At 69.0% G+C, this 15,567-nt stretch carries 13 protein-coding genes and 1 tRNA gene; 3 read left to right on the top strand and 11 right to left on the bottom strand.

Going from position 1 to position 15,567, the window contains the following annotated elements; translation table 11 throughout:
* The first annotated feature begins 518 nt into the window (after nt 1-518).
* A complete protein-coding gene (locus MFF64_RS27305) occupies nt 519-923 on the top strand; it encodes a Ros/MucR family transcriptional regulator (protein ID WP_238192852.1) in 405 nt (134 codons plus the stop codon).
* Between the two features lie 110 nt (nt 924-1,033).
* Here the strand turns inward: MFF64_RS27305 and lon are convergent, their stop codons facing one another.
* The 5 genes from lon to MFF64_RS27280 form a co-directional block, all read right to left on the bottom strand.
* Nucleotides 1,034-3,457: an endopeptidase La gene (gene lon, locus MFF64_RS27300; protein WP_099905095.1), complete on the bottom strand. Its 2,424-nt coding sequence runs from the start codon at nt 3,455-3,457 to the stop codon at nt 1,034-1,036.
* A gap of 269 nt (nt 3,458-3,726) precedes the next feature.
* On the bottom strand, nt 3,727-4,998 hold the full coding sequence (clpX, locus tag MFF64_RS27295; RefSeq protein WP_048445376.1) for an ATP-dependent Clp protease ATP-binding subunit ClpX: 1,272 nt from the start codon (nt 4,996-4,998) through the stop codon (nt 3,727-3,729).
* Between the two features lie 280 nt (nt 4,999-5,278).
* Complete coding sequence (locus tag MFF64_RS27290) at nt 5,279-5,908, bottom strand: ATP-dependent Clp protease proteolytic subunit (RefSeq protein ID WP_099905094.1); 630 nt, start codon at nt 5,906-5,908, stop codon at nt 5,279-5,281.
* A gap of 111 nt (nt 5,909-6,019) precedes the next feature.
* Entirely contained in the window at nt 6,020-7,429 is a 1,410-nt protein-coding gene (gene tig / locus MFF64_RS27285) for a trigger factor (protein ID WP_238192854.1), read from the bottom strand.
* Nucleotides 7,430-7,572: 143 nt separating this feature from the next.
* A tRNA-Leu gene (locus MFF64_RS27280) sits at nt 7,573-7,657 on the bottom strand.
* A gap of 184 nt (nt 7,658-7,841) precedes the next feature.
* On the opposite strand from MFF64_RS27280, the gene MFF64_RS27275 reads away from it, so the two are divergent.
* Nucleotides 7,842-9,281, top strand: coding sequence for a multicopper oxidase family protein (locus tag MFF64_RS27275; protein WP_238192851.1), 1,440 nt, complete (start codon nt 7,842-7,844; stop codon nt 9,279-9,281).
* A 240-nt stretch (nt 9,282-9,521) separates the two neighbouring features.
* Nucleotides 9,522-9,986: a hypothetical protein gene (locus MFF64_RS27270; RefSeq protein ID WP_099906735.1), complete on the top strand. Its 465-nt coding sequence runs from the start codon at nt 9,522-9,524 to the stop codon at nt 9,984-9,986.
* 72 nt (nt 9,987-10,058) lie between these two features.
* On the opposite strand, the gene rpmG is transcribed toward MFF64_RS27270, so the two are convergent.
* From rpmG to MFF64_RS27240, 6 genes are all read right to left on the bottom strand, one after another.
* Nucleotides 10,059-10,226 carry a 50S ribosomal protein L33 gene (gene rpmG / locus MFF64_RS27265; protein ID WP_048427126.1) on the bottom strand — a complete coding sequence of 56 codons (168 nt, stop codon included), beginning with the start codon at nt 10,224-10,226 and terminating at the stop codon, nt 10,059-10,061.
* Between the two features lie 128 nt (nt 10,227-10,354).
* On the bottom strand, nt 10,355-11,524 hold the full coding sequence (locus MFF64_RS27260; RefSeq protein WP_099906733.1) for an MFS transporter: 1,170 nt from the start codon (nt 11,522-11,524) through the stop codon (nt 10,355-10,357).
* 81 nt (nt 11,525-11,605) lie between these two features.
* Nucleotides 11,606-12,346, bottom strand: a complete 741-nt coding sequence (locus MFF64_RS27255; RefSeq protein ID WP_099906731.1) for an NUDIX hydrolase — start codon at nt 12,344-12,346, stop codon at nt 11,606-11,608.
* Nucleotides 12,300-12,770, bottom strand: coding sequence for a DUF983 domain-containing protein (locus MFF64_RS27250; protein ID WP_099906741.1), 471 nt, complete (start codon nt 12,768-12,770; stop codon nt 12,300-12,302). The genes MFF64_RS27255 and MFF64_RS27250 overlap by 47 nt, the downstream gene beginning before the upstream one ends.
* Nucleotides 12,771-12,823: 53 nt before the next feature.
* Nucleotides 12,824-15,115 carry a ribonuclease R gene (gene rnr / locus MFF64_RS27245; protein ID WP_099906739.1) on the bottom strand — a complete coding sequence of 764 codons (2,292 nt, stop codon included), beginning with the start codon at nt 15,113-15,115 and terminating at the stop codon, nt 12,824-12,826.
* A gap of 104 nt (nt 15,116-15,219) precedes the next feature.
* A complete protein-coding gene (locus MFF64_RS27240) occupies nt 15,220-15,561 on the bottom strand; it encodes a hypothetical protein (protein WP_099906729.1) in 342 nt (113 codons plus the stop codon).
* Nucleotides 15,562-15,567 lie beyond the last annotated feature (6 nt).

Here is a 15,567-nt window from a genome sequence, read left to right as displayed (position 1 = left end):
GGGACGACGCCGTCCACGCTTCTCTTTCTCAGATGAACTTGTCAAAGAGCGGGCCGGTCCGAACCGGCGATCATCGGCGACAACAGGACCAGTGCCTGACCAAGGTCAGGCCCACTGGCCCAGACTGTGCAGAAGACGTCTCAGCGGCCGGTCCGCGGGAGCGGCCGGCGCCGATGGGTGGTCGTATAGGCCTCGGAATTTGCCCCGTCAACTCCCTTTGTGACGCTCACGCGAAAGGGAGCCCTCCCCTCTCGCACGTCTCGACGCGGGGGGCCTCCATGGTGCCGGTAGCTTCCACCGGAACGCTCGCGCACGCGAGGTTTGCTCAACCCAGCATGCAGGGCATGTATTACATCAGCGCATAGGCAAAAATTTCTATCAGGGGCGACAGCCGCTCACTATCGATGGTGCACAATTTTGTTTCTCCGGTGTAATTCTGTCGCATTCGCAAAAAGAAATATTGACCCACGGCGCTCAAAGACGCATGGGGCACGCACTCTGCCATCGGAGCCAATGGAATGCTGGACCAAGATCAAGAAACCAACCTGATTGAGCGCGCAGCCGACATTGTGTCGGCTTACGTGTCCAACAACTCCGTGCCGGTGGCCGATCTGCCGGCCCTGATCAACGCGGTGCACCAGTCGCTGAGCCGGCTCGGCGACGCCCAACCGATCGAGGCGGAGAAGCCGGTTCCGCTGATGCCGATCAAGAAGACGGTGACCCCGGACTACCTGATCAGCCTCGAGGACGGCCGTCAGTACAAGTCGCTCAAGCGCCACCTGTCGACCCGCGGGCTCACCCCCGAGGAGTACCGCCGCAAGTGGGGCCTGCCGCACGACTACCCGATGGTCGCCGCCAACTACGCCGCTCAGCGCTCCGAGCTGGCGAAGAACAGCGGGCTGGGCCGGCGCCGCAGCGCCTGACGATCAGTCCCGACACCGTCTCGGGCGAGGGGGCTCCAGCCCGAGCAGAGAAAGGCCCCCGGATCGGAAGATCCGGGGGCCTTTCTCATTGTCAGCAGCGGGTCAGACGTTTAGTGCGCCACCAACCCCGACGCGTCATCCTCTGACCGAGCAGGAGAGGCCTTCGGCAGTGGCTCATCCCAGTCGATCGCCTCGGGCTTGCGCACCAGCGCCCGCTCAAGAACCTGATCCATGCGCGAGACGGGGACGATCTCGAGCCCGTTCTTCACGCTATCCGGAATCTCCACCAGATCCTTGGCGTTCTCCTCCGGGATCAGCACGATCTTGATGCCGCCCCGCAGAGCCGCCAGCAGCTTCTCCTTGAGGCCGCCGATCGGCAGCACCCGGCCGCGCAGCGTCACCTCGCCGGTCATCGCGATGTCGCGGCGCACCGGGATTCCGGTGATGACCGAAACGATCGCCGTCGCCATGGCGATGCCGGCCGAGGGCCCGTCCTTCGGGGTCGCACCCTCCGGCACGTGGACGTGGATGTCCCGGCGCTCGAACAACGGCGGTTCGACGCCGAAATCGACGGCTCGCGAACGGACGTAGGACGCCGCTGCCGAGATCGACTCCTTCATCACGTCGCGCAGGTTGCCGGTCACGGTCATCTTGCCCTTGCCGGGCATCATGACGCCTTCGATCGTGAGCAGCTCGCCGCCGACCTCGGTCCAGGCCAGTCCGGTGACGACGCCGACCTGATCGTCGGTCTCGACCTCGCCGTAGCGGAACTTCGCCGGGCCGAGGAAAGTGTCGAGGTTGTCGGCCGAGACCGTCACGCTCTTCACCCCCGAGATCAGGATCTCCTTCACCGCCTTGCGGATCAGGTTCGAGATCTCGCGCTCCAGGTTTCGCACGCCCGCCTCGCGGGTGTAGCGGCGGATCAGCAGCATCAGGCCGTCATCGGTGATCGACCATTCCTTGTCGTCGAGGCCGTGCTTCTTCAGCGCGCCCGGCATCAGGTGCTTGCGCGCGATCTCGACCTTCTCCTCCTCGGTGTACCCGGCGATACGGATCACCTCCATCCGGTCCAGCAGGGCCGGCGGGATGTTGAGGGTGTTGGCCGTCGTCACGAACATCACGTTCGACAAGTCGTAATCGACCTCGAGGTAATGGTCGTTGAAGGTCGCGTTCTGCTCCGGATCCAGCACCTCGAGGAGCGCCGCGGACGGATCGCCGCGGAAGTCCATGCCCATCTTGTCGATCTCGTCGAGCAGGATGAGCGGGTTCGAGGTCTTGGCCTTGCGCATCGACTGCACGATCTTGCCGGGCATCGAGCCGATATAGGTCCGGCGGTGACCGCGGATCTCAGCCTCGTCGCGCACGCCGCCGAGCGACATGCGCACGAACTCGCGGCCCGTGGCCTTGGCGATCGACTTGCCGAGCGAGGTCTTGCCGACGCCGGGCGGTCCGACGAGGCACAGGATCGGGCCGGTGAGCTTGTTGGCGCGCTGCTGCACCGCCAGGTACTCGACGATCCGCTCCTTCACCTTGTCGAGGCCGAAATGATCGGCGTCGAGCATCGCCTGCGCTCCGGGCAGATCCTTCTTGATCTTCGAGCGCTTGCCCCACGGGATGCCGAGCATCCAGTCGAGGTAGTTGCGCACGACCGTCGCCTCGGCGGACATCGGCGACATCTGGCGCAGCTTCTTCAGCTCGGCCAATGCCTTGTCCCGCGCCTCCTTGGAGAGCTTGGTCTTCTCGATCTTGTCCTCGAGCTCGGCCAGCTCGTCGCGGCCGTCCTCGTCGCCGAGCTCCTTCTGAATGGCCTTCATCTGCTCATTCAGGTAGTACTCGCGCTGAGTCTTCTCCATCTGCCGCTTGACGCGGGTGCGGATGCGCTTCTCGACCTGCAGCACCGAGATCTCGCTCTCCATCAACGAGAGCACGCGCTCCAGACGCTGGGCGACGGTCGGGATCTCGAGGATCGCCTGCTTGTCGGAGATCTTGACGGCGAGGTGCGACGCGACGGTGTCGGCGAGCTTCGAGGGCTCGTCGATCTGGATCACCGCCGAGACCACCTCGGGCGAGATCTTCTTGTTGAGCTTGACGTAGTTCTCGAACTCCGAGATCACCGAGCGGGCGAGCGCCTCGGCCTCGATCCGGTCTCCGAGATCGTTCGGCAGCACTTCGGCCTCGGCGGCGTAGTACTCGTCCGAGCGCACGAAATCCTGGATCTTGGCCCGACCGCCACCCTCCACCAGCACCTTCACGGTGCCGTCGGGGAGCTTGAGCAGCTGGAGCACGCTGGCGAGCGTGCCGATGGTGTAGATCGCGTCGGTCGCCGGGTCGTCGTCGGTGGCATTGACCTGGGTGGCGAGCAGGATGTGGCGATCGGTGCGCACCGCCTCCTCGAGCGCCCGGATCGACTTCTCGCGGCCGACGAAGAGCGGCACGATCATGTGCGGGAAGACCACGATGTCGCGCAGCGGCAGGACCGCGTAGGTCCCGGTCGAGCCGGGGACGACGGGCTGGCGCGATTTCGGCTGGGTCATTGACTGACTTCCTTGTGTGGTGACGCCCAGATCCCTCCCCTCACAGGGGACAAGCAGGAGGAACATGGGGGCCGACCGGGCCGCGGGGGTCGGAACGAGGAGAGCGGCCGGGTCGCGGCACCGCACCTCGTTTCGGTGAGCATGCGGCCGCCGCGTTGACTCTCAGGTGGCTCCTCCGGGTGCCGCTTTCAAGCACCGTGCCACCCGGCCGCATTCGGCCATCTCTCAAGCAAGAGGCCGCCGTTTTGGCGGCGGCCTCTGGGTGACAATCAGGCGCTGGCGCTCGCCGGCGCGTCCTTGCCGCGGTCGCCGTGGATGTAGAGCGGCCGCGACTTGCCGTCGACGACCTCCGGCCCGATCACCACCTGCTCGACCGAGTCGAGGCCCGGCAGGTCGTACATCGTCTCGAGCAGGATGCTCTCCAGGATCGAGCGCAGGCCGCGGGCGCCGGTCTTGCGCTCGATCGCCTTGCGGGCGACGAGGCTCAGCGCCTCCTCCTGGAACGTCAGGTCGACGTTCTCCATCTCGAACAGGCGCTGGTACTGCTTGACGAGCGCGTTCTTCGGCTCCTGCAGGATCCGCTTCAGGGCGGTCTCGTCCAGATCCTCGAGGGTCGCCAGGACCGGCAAGCGGCCGACGAATTCGGGGATGAGGCCGAACTTCAGCAGGTCCTCCGGCTCGACGTTCCGGAAGATCTCGCCGGTGCGGCGGTCGTCCGGAGCCTGGACGGTGGCGCCGAAGCCGATCGAGGTGCCCTTGCCGCGGGCCGAGATGATCCGCTCCAGCCCCGCGAAAGCGCCGCCGCAGATGAACAGGATGTTGGTCGTGTCGACCTGGAGGAATTCCTGCTGCGGATGCTTGCGCCCGCCCTGCGGCGGCACGCTGGCGACCGTGCCCTCCATGATCTTCAGGAGGGCCTGCTGCACGCCCTCGCCCGACACGTCGCGGGTGATCGACGGGTTGTCGGACTTGCGGGAGATCTTGTCGATCTCGTCGATGTAGACGATGCCGCGCTGCGCCCGCTCGACGTTGTAGTCCGAGGCCTGGAGCAGCTTGAGGATGATGTTCTCGACGTCCTCGCCGACGTAACCGGCCTCGGTCAGCGTCGTGGCGTCGGCCATCGTGAACGGCACGTCGAGGATGCGCGCCAGGGTCTGGGCCAGAAGGGTCTTGCCCGACCCGGTCGGGCCGATCAGCAGGATGTTGGACTTCGCCAGCTCGACGTCGTTGTGCTTGGTCGCGTGCGCCAGGCGCTTGTAGTGGTTGTGCACAGCCACAGACAAGACCTTCTTGGCAAAGTCCTGCCCGATGACGTAGTCATCCAGGACCCGCCGAATCTCCTTCGGGGTCGGTACGCCGTCCCGCGACTTCACCAGCGAGGACTTCGATTCCTCGCGAATGATGTCCATGCACAGCTCGACGCACTCATCGCAGATGAAGACGGTCGGGCCCGCGATCAGCTTGCGAACCTCGTGCTGGCTCTTGCCGCAGAACGAGCAGTACAGCGTGCTCTTCGAGTCGTTGCCGCCAGCCTTGCTCATATGGGTCTCCAAGTCCCCGATCGGTCCCGCCCCGGGGGCACGACCGCATCGCTTTTAGATAGTGGCGCCCGGCTAAAGAAACAGTCACCGCCCACCGCGCGCCGAGCGCCCGACGCAGAATCGCGATGCAAACACGCAGCCACCGCCGGATCAATCCCACGGATGCGACAGGCTACCGCCAAATGGCCGCATCGGGGGTCCGCCTTCCGGAGCGGCGACCTCCCGCCGGGGGAGGTCCCACCCGGGCGGGTTCCTCCGGCGGGCGACGCTGCCGCAGGCTTTAGGCCTGCGCCGGCGCCTCGGCCCGCTTCTGGAGCACCTCGTCGATGAGGCCCCACTCCTTGGCCGCGTCGGCGGTCATGAAGTTGTCGCGCTCCAGGCCCTGCTCGATGGCGTCGTAGTCGCGGCCGGTATGCTTCACGTAGATCTCGTTGAGGCGCCGCTTCAGGGCCTCGATCTCGCGGGCATGGATCAGGATGTCGGTGGCCTGGCCCTGGAAGCCGCCGGAGGGCTGGTGCACCATGATCCGGGCGTTCGGCAGGGCGAAGCGGTGGCCGGCCTCGCCGGCGGCGAGCAGCAGCGAGCCCATCGAGGCGGCCTGGCCGACGCAGAGCGTGGCGACCGGGCAACGGATGAACTGCATCGTATCGTAGATCGACAGGCCGGAGGTGACCACGCCGCCCGGGGAGTTGATGTAGAAGGAGATTTCCTTCTTCGGGTTCTCCGCCTCGAGGAACAGCAGCTGCGCCACGATCAGCGACGCGGAATAGTCCTCGACCGGGCCGGTCAGGAAGATGATGCGCTCGCGCAAGAGGCGCGAGTAGATGTCGAAGGCGCGCTCGCCGCGGCTCGACTGCTCGACCACCATGGGGACGAGCGCGCTGTTGTAGAAGTCGACCGGATCTCTCATCTCACTGGCCCTCTGAACGGAACCCGGCCGCTTCTGGGCGACCGGGATGACGGCGGAACGAACGACCTCGCAGGCCCCGTCCGCCGCCCGCTCGAGGGGGTCGGCCGGGGATCAGGCCGGGTTGGACTCACCCGCGGGAGCAGCCTCGGCCTTTTCGGCCTTAACACCTTCCTCGGCGTCGTCCTCGTCGGCGAACAGCGCCTCCTTGGAGACGGGCTCCTCGACCAGTTTGACCTGCCCGAGGACGTGGTCAACCACCTTCTCCTCGAACAGCGGGGCGCGCAGCTCGGCCAGCGCCTGCGGGGTCTTGCGGTAGAAATCCCAGACCTGCTGCTCCTGGCCCGGGAACTGACGGACGCGGGCGATCAGGGCCTGATTCACCTCGTCGTCCGAGACCTTGATATCGGCGCTCTCGCCGGCCTGCGCAAGCACCAGCCCGAGGCGCACGCGGCGCTCGGCGATCCGGCGGTACTCCTCGCGCGCCTTCTCCTCGGTGGTGTCCTCGTCCTCGAAGGTCTTGCCGCGGTTCTTGAGGTCCTGCTCGACCTGGGCCCACACGGCGGCGAACTCCTGGTGAACGAGGCTCGGGGGCAGCTCGAAGGAGTAGCGGCTGTCGAGGGCGTCGAGCAGGCCCTTCTTCAGCTTCTGGCGCGAGGCCGCCTCGTACTCGCGGCCCATGGTGGTGCGCACGGCGTCCTTGAGGGCGTCGAGCGAATCCATGCCGAAGTTCTTGGCGAGCTCGTCGTCGATCTTGAGCTCACCCGGAAGCTTGATAGCCTTCACGGTCACGTCGAACTCGGCCTCCTTGCCGGCGAGGTGCTCGGCGCCGTAGTTCTCCGGGAAGGTGACCTTGACCAGGCGCTCGTCGCCGACCCTGGCGCCGAGGAGCTGGTCCTCGAAGCCCGGGATGAAGGTGCCCGAGCCGAGATCGAGGTTGATGTCCTCGCCGGTGCCGCCCTCGAACGGGGTGCCGTCGATCCGGCCGGTGAAGTTGATGACGACGCGGTCGCCGCTCTCGGCGTACTGGCCCTCCGGCCGGTCCTCGAACGGGCGGTTGGCCGAGGCCATCCGCTCGATCGTCTCGTTGATCTCCTCGTCGGAGGGGGTGACGACCTGCTTGGTCAGGCTCACGTCCGAGAGGTCGACGAGGTCGAAGCTCGGCATCACCTCGAGAGCGATCTTGAACGAGAGGTCGGCCTTGGCGTCGAGCGCCTTCTCGATCTCGTCCTTGTCCTCGGGCATCTGCACCTGAGGCTCGAGGGCGAGCTTGAGCTTGTTGTCCTCGACGATCTTCTGGTTGGCCTCGTTGACGGCGTTCTGGACGACGTCGGCCATCACGGAGCGGCCGTAGACCTTGCGCAGGTGGGCGACCGGCACCTTGCCCGGGCGGAAGCCCTTGAGCTGCACCTTGCCCTTGATCCCGTCGAGCTCGGTCGCGAGCCGGCTCTCCAGCTCGGCCGCGGGCAGGACCACCTGGAATTCGCGCTTGAGCCCCTCGGCCTTGGTCTCGGTCACCTGCATCGTCGTCATTCCGCCTTGCACCTTCGAATCCGGCCTGGCTGCGGGCCCGGACGGCGCTGTCATCGACGCCGTGCGACGGGACCGTCAGGACAAGGGGCCGGCACTGCTGCTTGAACCCAATCCGTCGTGTCGCCTGGCGGAGGTGGTGCGGGCGGAGGGGCTCGAACCCCCACGACTCTCGTCACTGGAACCTAAATCCAGCGCGTCTACCAATTCCGCCACGCCCGCGACGCTCGCGCCCGAGGCCTGACGCACCCGGGCGCGGCTCTATAGCATGGTCGATCGGTCGCGCAGCAAGAATTTTAGGTCACGCCTCGCCCCGCGCCCGCGCCCCGGCTACAAGGCGGATCCCCGCGCAGGCCGCCCGCCCCGCGCGAACGACTCCGCCGAAAACTCCCTTCAGCGAGGTGCCATGCCGTCGTCCCTGCCGCCCTCGCGCCGTGTGCTGCTCGCCGGCGCCGCCCTCTCCCTCGCGCCGGCCCTGGCCCGGGCGCAGGGCGGGACGTCGGGAACAACCTCCTCGCCGGCACCCGGCGCAGCGGAGGCGAAGCAGCTGGTCGCGACGCCCGCGAAGGCACGGATCAAGCCGGAGCCGGCGCCCGAGACCCCGGTCTGGACCTTCGACGGCAAAGGCGATGGATCGGTGGCGCCGCCGGTCCTGCGCGTCAAGCTCGGCGAGGCGGTGCGCCTGCGCCTGGAGAACAAGACCGAGCGGCCCCTGTCGCTGCACTGGCATGGTGTGCGCAACCGCAACGCCATGGACGGGGTCGGCGGGGTGACGCAGGCTCCGGTCGCGCCAGGGGCGAGCTTCCTCTACGAGTTCACCCCGCCGGATGCCGGCACCTTCCTCATCCGCCCCCTCGTGGTCGGCGGATCGAGCGAGCCCGCCGGGCGCGGGCTCTCCGGCATGCTGGTGGTCGAGGAGGCGAAGGCCCCGGTCGTCGACCGCGACGTGCCGCTCATCCTGCAGGATTGGCGCTTGGAGGCCGACGGGACGCTCGCGGCCTTCGGGCAGGTCGCCTTCGCGGCGAGCTCGGGCCGGCTCGGCAACGCGCTCACGATCAACGGAAAGCCGGCGCCGGAGCTGATCGAGGCCGCGCCTGGCACCCGCCTGCGCCTGCGCCTTGCCAATGCCTGCAACGCCCGTGCGACCCGGATCCGCTTCGATGGCCTCAAGGCCTGGGTTGCGGCGGTGGACGGGCAGCCGACCGACACCTTCGAGCCCCTGCGGGCCACCCTCCCCTTCCAGCCCGGCACCCGCTACGACATCCTCCTCGACGTGCCGGGGGCGTCCGAGCCGGCGGGCGCCGTGGTGGCTCTGATCGGCCAGGGGATGCCGCTCGCCCGCATCGTCGCGAAGGGTGAGCCGGTCGCGGCCCGGCCGCCGGTGGCGCCGATCGGCGAGAACAAGCTCCTGCCGCCGGAGATCAAGCTGCAGAACGCCTTCCGGCGCGACGTCGCCGTCGCGGGCGGCGCGGTGTTCGACAAGGCGAAGCCCGAAGCGGCCCCGGTCTTCACCGGCGACCCTACCCGGATCTGGACGCTGAACGGCGCCGCCGGGCGGGCGGAGAACCCGCCCCTGTTCTCGGTCAAGCGCAACACCGCCGTGGTGCTGGCGCTCACCAACACCACCGCCTTCCCGCAATCGCTGCACCTGCACGGCCACGTCTTCCGGCTGCTCCACCCCCTCGACGACGGCTGGGAGCCCTACTGGCTCGACACGTTCCAGCTGCTCGAGGGCCGCACCGCCCGGATCGCGTTCCTGGCCGACAATCCCGGCCGCTGGCTCGTCAGCGCGACGGCCCTGGAGCGGTTCGACACCGGCCTCTGGGGCTGGTTCGAGGTGACCTGACGCCCGGGCCGGCCTGCGTCCGGCGGTCGCAGGCCGGCTGCCGGATGAGCAAAGGCCACGCTTGAAGCGACGTATTCAACCTCTTGTCGCCAACGGCTTTACCGGCGTTTGCTTCAAGCTCGGCAGAAAGGCGATCAAGAGAATGTGTTAACGTGGGCCAATGCATCGGAGAGATGCTTGGCGCATGCTGGCGCACCAGCAGCGCGCAACGGGCTGCCGCGCATCGATGAGGTTCCCAGCATGGAACATCAGCCGCTTCGCCACATCCGCGACATTGCCGACGTCGAGACGGTCCCGGCTCTTCTCGAAGGCCGCCGAGCCCGGCTCGAGCGCTTCGCCGAGATTCTCGAACGCGATCCGGGCCGCAGCTTCATCACCCTGGAGGAGATTGAGTTCGTGCCTCGCAAGATGCGAGCGGCGATCCGGGCCGACAACTCGCCGCTCGCTTTCGCCTATGCCGATCCGGTCCTGCGGGCGAGCGGGCTCACCGGCGACACCTTCGGAGAGGCCCGCAGTTTCTTCGAGTTGAGCACCGGCGAGGCCCATAACCTGCTCTGCTCGTGCGTGAACGGGCGCACCGTCAAGGCCGGGCCGACCGCCAAGCGCCTGCGCCGCCTCGCCGCCCGTCGGCCGGGCCTGTGGCTCGCCTATGGCTGCGCCGCCGGTTTCGTCGCCCTGCCGGGGGCGATGTACCTGTTCGGCTGACGATCGCCCCAACGGAAAAAGGCCGCCCTCGCGGGCGGCCTTTTTCATGCTGCTAAAACCGCAGCCCGAAGATTACTTGATCTTGGTTTCCTTGAACTCGACGTGCTTACGCGCGATCGGGTCGTACTTCTTGAACGACAGCTTGTCGGTCTTGGTACGGGAGTTCTTCTTGGTGACGTAGAAATAGCCGGTATCGGCGGTCGAGAGCAGCTTGATCTTGATGGTGACGGCCTTGGCCATGGCGCGACCTCTTGTGGATGATGGGTGTTGCGCCCGGAGGACCGAAACGCAAAACGGCCGGGCAGGCCCGGCCAGAACGCGGCGCCTTCCTGCCCCATCGCCCCCCGGGCGTCAAGCCCGGCGCGACGTCACGGCGCGGCCCGGATGATCCGCCCGCCCACCACCGCGAGGTAGCCGACGAACAGCAACGCCAGTGACCAGGCGAAGCCGTGCGGCGAGGCGAGGTCCATGCCGCCGCCGACCAGCGGCGGCCCCAGCACCAGGCCGATATTGTAGAGCACCAGAAAGGCGGCGTTGGCACCGGCCAGAGCCGCGCCGTCGAAGCGGGCGCCGAGATGGGCGAGGCCGACGGTGTAGAGCGTGCCGGCGATGCCGCCCCAGACGAACAGGATCGCGCCGAGCAACCGCAGGTCGTCGGCTCCGAGCGGCAGGGCCACGGCCCCGACCGCGCCGAGGAACGCCGCGGCGAGGAGCACCCGGCGCTTGTCGACCTTGTCGGCGATGAGCCCGACCGGGATCTGGAACAGCACATTGCCGAGCGCCGCGAGGCTGACGAGGCCCGCCGCCTGCTCCGCAGTGAGGCCGAGCCGCAGGCCGTAGATCGGCAGGATGGCGAAGCCCCCGGTCTCGACCGCACCATAGACGAGGGCCGCCAGCGTCGCCGAGGGCGCGACCCGCAGGTAGCCGACGAAGCCGCGCCCGCCCTTGTGCGGGATCTCCGGCGAGAGCCCGCGGGCCATCACGAGAGGCAGCGCCCCGGCGCAGAACAGCGCGGCGCCGGCGAGGTACGGCGCCCACCCGGTGGTGCCGAGGACGCGCAGCAGCCCCGGGCCGATGGCGAAGCCGAGCGCCAGCACCGTGGCGTAGACGCCCATCACCAAGCCCCGCCGGGCCGGCGGCGCCGCCTGGTTGATCCAGAACTCGGAGAGGACGAACAGCACGCCGAGGGCGGCCGAGAACACGAACCGCAGCGGGAACCACCAGGCGAAATCGTAGACCGCCCGGAAGCCGAGGAGCGTCAGCGCCCCGACCGCGATGGCGCCGAGGAGCAGCGGCATCACGCCGAGGCGCGCCGCCACCCGCGGCACGAAAGGCAGGACCACGATGCTCGCCACCCCGGCGATCGCCGTGTTGACGCCGATCCAGGTGTTGGACAGGCCCATCCGCTCCATCTCGAGCGAGAGGAGCGGGATCGACAGGCTGAGCCCGACGCCGACCACCGCCACGCAGGCGATGGCCGCTGCGATGGCGGCGAGGCGTGCCGCGTCGAACTCGGAATCGGGGGTGAGGCTGGTCATGGTGGGGCTGGCCGTCAGGGCCGGCCCATATGGATCAGGCAGCCCAGGAAGGCCACCCCGGGTCGCCGACGGCGGCCCGCCCTACAGCTCTTCCCGTGTGTGCTCGCCATCCACGTCGCGGAAGAACGGCACCGGGAGCATCGGGCTGAACCCCGCCGCGAGCCGGGCCTCCAGCTCGTCCAGCACGATTGACGTGATGCGCGGCAAGTCCAGCTTGCGCGCCGCCGCGAGGTCGACCCAGGCGAGCTCGGTCAGTTCCGAATCGGGACCGACGATGCCGGGCGTCTCGGCCACCACCGCATCGCGGTCGACGGCGAAGAAGCGGGTGTCGAAGCGCTTGGGCCGGGAGGGCGGCGTGATCGCCCGGGCGACGAACTGCAGCAGTTCGAGGTCGGGCATCACACCGGCCTCGCGGAAGGCCGACCACGCGCCGGGCGGCGCCGTCTCGGGCGGGCCGTAATCGAGGGAGCCGACCATCAGCCCGGTCTCCTCGTAGGTCTCGCGGATCGCCGCGAGCGCCAGCACCCGGCCGAGATGGAACAGCGGCGGGTGGACCTGCTCGGCCAGGGCGGCTTCGGCCCGGTCGTTGAGGGTGCCGGCCACCGGCATGGAGCGGTCGCCGAGCTCGATCCGTCCGCCCGGAAAGACGAACAGGCCGGGCATGAACTTGTGCCCGGCATGACGCCGGCCCATCAGCACCTTCGGCTGGTCGCCCGAGCGGTCGAGAATGATCAGCGTCGCGGCGTTGCGGATCCGCAGGGGCCGCTTCTTCCGCTCAAGGGTGGCCGGAGCCGAGTTCCCGTCCGTCGGTCCTGCCGCCATCCCGCGTCTCCGTCACGTGCCGGCCCGAGCTGTCCGCTCCTTGAGCCCCGGCGCGGCGTATCGCGGAAAAGCCGTGCATGCCAAGGGCATATTGCAGCCCGACCACCGCCCCCTTGGTCGGCTGGAGCAGGAGCAGCGAGGCGATGAGGGCGAGCGCAGGCCAGAAAGTCATCTGGAACCAGAACGGCACATCGAGGCGCATCTCGGTCTCGAGGACGCCCAAGCCCACGAGATGACCGACGACGAAGATCACCAGGTAGGGCGGCAGGTCGTCGGCCCGATGGTGGTGCAGCTCGAGCCCGCAAGCCTCGCAGGCAGGCCGTACCTTGAGGAAGCGGCCGAACAGCCGGCCCTCGCCGCAATGCGGGCAGCGGTTGCGGAAGCCGCGCCACATCGCCAGCATCCAGGATGGACGAGCGTCCATCCGCGCGGCTTGCGCCTCGACAGGCTCGGCGGCGGGGCCGGCGTGGATCTCGATCATGCGCGTCTCCCGCGGCGCTTGGTCAGGCTGTCCCGGCTCGCCGGTGCGGGCCGGCCCTTGCGCGGGCCGCCGCGGGCCGGAGCGGGCACCCCAGTTCGGCCGCCGCCGGCGATCTCGAAGCGAAGAGCCCCGGCCACCGGGGCGGCTTCCATCAGCTGCACCTCGACCTTGTCGCCGAGGCGGAAGGTCTGGCGGGTGCGCTCGCCGACGAGGGCGTGGCGGCCCTCCTCGTGGCGGAAGTAATCGGCGCCCAGCGTCGAGATCGGCACGAAGCCGTCGGCCCCGGTCTCGTCGAGCTTGATGAACAGGCCCGAGCGGGTCACGCCCGAGACCTGCCCCGAGAAGGTCGCGCCGACCCGGTCGGCGAGGTGGTGGGCGATCAGCCGGTCGATGGTCTCGCGCTCCGCCGCCATGGCGCGGCGCTCGGCGGCCGAGATCTGCTGGCCGATCTCGGCGAGGTCGCCGCTCTCCATGTCCGGCGGCAGGCCGTCGGAGCCCAGGCGAAGCGCCCGGATCAGGGCGCGGTGCACGATGAGGTCGGCGTAGCGCCGGATCGGCGAGGTGAAGTGAGCGTAGCGGCGCAGGGCGAGGCCGAAATGGCCGGCATTGTCGGCGGCGTAGACGGCCTGGGCCTGCGAGCGCAGCACCACTTCGTTAAGGAAGAGCTGGTGCTCGCCGCCCTCCACCATACCGAGGATGCGGTTGAACAGGGCGGGCCGAAGGTTCGCCTCCTTCGGCAGCTTCAGGCCGATCGAGGCCATGACCTCGCCGAGCGCCCGCATCTTCTCCAGCGAGGGCTCGTCGTGGACGCGGTAGATCAGCGGCTGGCCCTTCGCCTCAAGGGTCTCGGCCGCCGCGACGTTGGCCTGGATCATGAACTCCTCGATCAGCCGGTGCGCCTCCAGGCGCTCCGGCACGATCACCCGGTCGACCCCGCCTTCGGGATTCAGGATCACCTTGCGCTCGGGCAGGTCCAGCGCCAGCGGCCCCCGCGCGTCGCGGGCCGCAGCCAGCGCCCGGTAGGCGGCCCAGAGCGGGCGCAGCACCGGCTCGAGGATCGGACCCGTGACCTCGTCCGGCCGACCGTCGATCGCGGCTTGCGCCTGCGCGTAGGCGAGCTTGGCGGCCGAGCGCATGGTGACCCGGTGGAAGCTGTGGCGGAGCTTCCGTCCCTCCGCCGTCACGGTCATGCGGACGGCGAGCGCCGGCCGGTTCTGGCCAGGGCGCAGCGAGCAGAGGTCGTTCGAGATCCGCTCGGGCAGCATCGGCACCACCCGGTCGGGGAAATAGACCGAGTTGCCGCGGACCAGCGCCTCGCGGTCGAGCGCGGTGCCGGGCCGGACATAGGCCGCGACGTCCGCGATCGCCACCGTGACGACGAAGCCGCCCGGATTGGCCGGATCGGGATCCGGGACCGCCATCACGGCGTCGTCGTGGTCCTTGGCGTCCGGCGGGTCGATGGTCACGAGGGGAAGGTCGCGCCAATCCTCGCGGCCGTCGAGCCCGACCTCACGGGTGGCCTCGGCCTCCGCCAGCACCTCGCGCGGGAAGACGTGCGGGATGCCGTGGGCGTGGAGCGCGATCAGGCTGACCGCCTTCTCCGAGCCGAGGCTGCCGAGGCGGTCCTTGACGCGGCCCTGCGTCAACCCGAACCGGTCCTCGCGGCCGAGCGTCACGGTGACGAGGTCGCCGTCCAGCGCATCGCCCTCCCCGCCCGGCGGCACCGCGATCTCGCGTCCCTGCGCCTTCTTGTCGACGGGGACGATCCGCCCGCCCCCGGTCGGGAGCGCCCGGAACACGCCGAGCGTCTCGGCCTTGTTGCGGCCGATCACCTTGATGACCCGGCCGAGATAGCGCCCGGGCGCGTCGCCGTCGGGCTCGATCTTCAGGAGCGCCCGGTCGCCGGTACCGGGGGCCGGCCCGTTGGCACGGCGCCCGCGCGGCATCAGCACGGTGATGAGGGGCGCAGGCCCGGCCTCCGGATCCCACTGCGCCGGCCGTGCGACCAGCTCACCGTCCCGGTCGCGGCGGGTGTCGATGTCGGCGACGACGACCGGCGGCAGCCGGCCGGCCTTGCGCAGGCCGGCGCGGTCCTTCTCGATCGCGCCGTCCTCCTGCATCTCCTTGAGCAGGCGCTTCAGCTCGATCTTGTCCGAGCCCTTGATGCCGAAGGCCTGGGCGATCTCGCGCTTGCCGACCTTCTGGGGCGATTCCTCGATGAAGGCGAGCACGGCCTCGCGGGTGGGCAGGGCGGCGTGCGCCGCTCTCGGATGAATTCGTTTGGCCAACAGCTCGACCCAGGAGAACATGCAAGACGGCCCCGGCCGGCAGCGCGGAGCGTTGCTTCCTGATATGGGACACGCTCAGGTGCCGAGCAACGGCCGACCGCCGTTCAACCGGTGGACGCCGATTTGCGCACCCGGTCGACGGCGCCGTCGACGTCGAAACCGGGCTCCGTCAGCTCGTCGAGGGACAGCGGGCAGGATTGCGGCATCGTCAGCGAGACCTGCGTCTCGTCGGGGCGCAGGTCCGGCACCTCGGCCTCGCGCACCGCCAGCGTCCAGATCCCGTCGAGCTTGAGGGCGGACAGGTCCTGGCCCCCGAGGCGCCGGTGCAGGTCCGCCGCCTCCCGGCGCCAGCCAGCGAGCCGGGCCTCGTCGGCGATCAGCGCAGACTTGACCAGGATGGCGAGGAGTGCGCGCAGGGTCGCGGCGGGGGATGTCGGATCGGTCATCGGGGC

Source organism: Methylobacterium frigidaeris (assembly GCF_022179185.1).
Lineage (GTDB): Bacteria > Pseudomonadota > Alphaproteobacteria > Rhizobiales > Beijerinckiaceae > Methylobacterium > Methylobacterium frigidaeris.
This window is presented reverse-complemented; position numbering and strand designations above follow the sequence as displayed.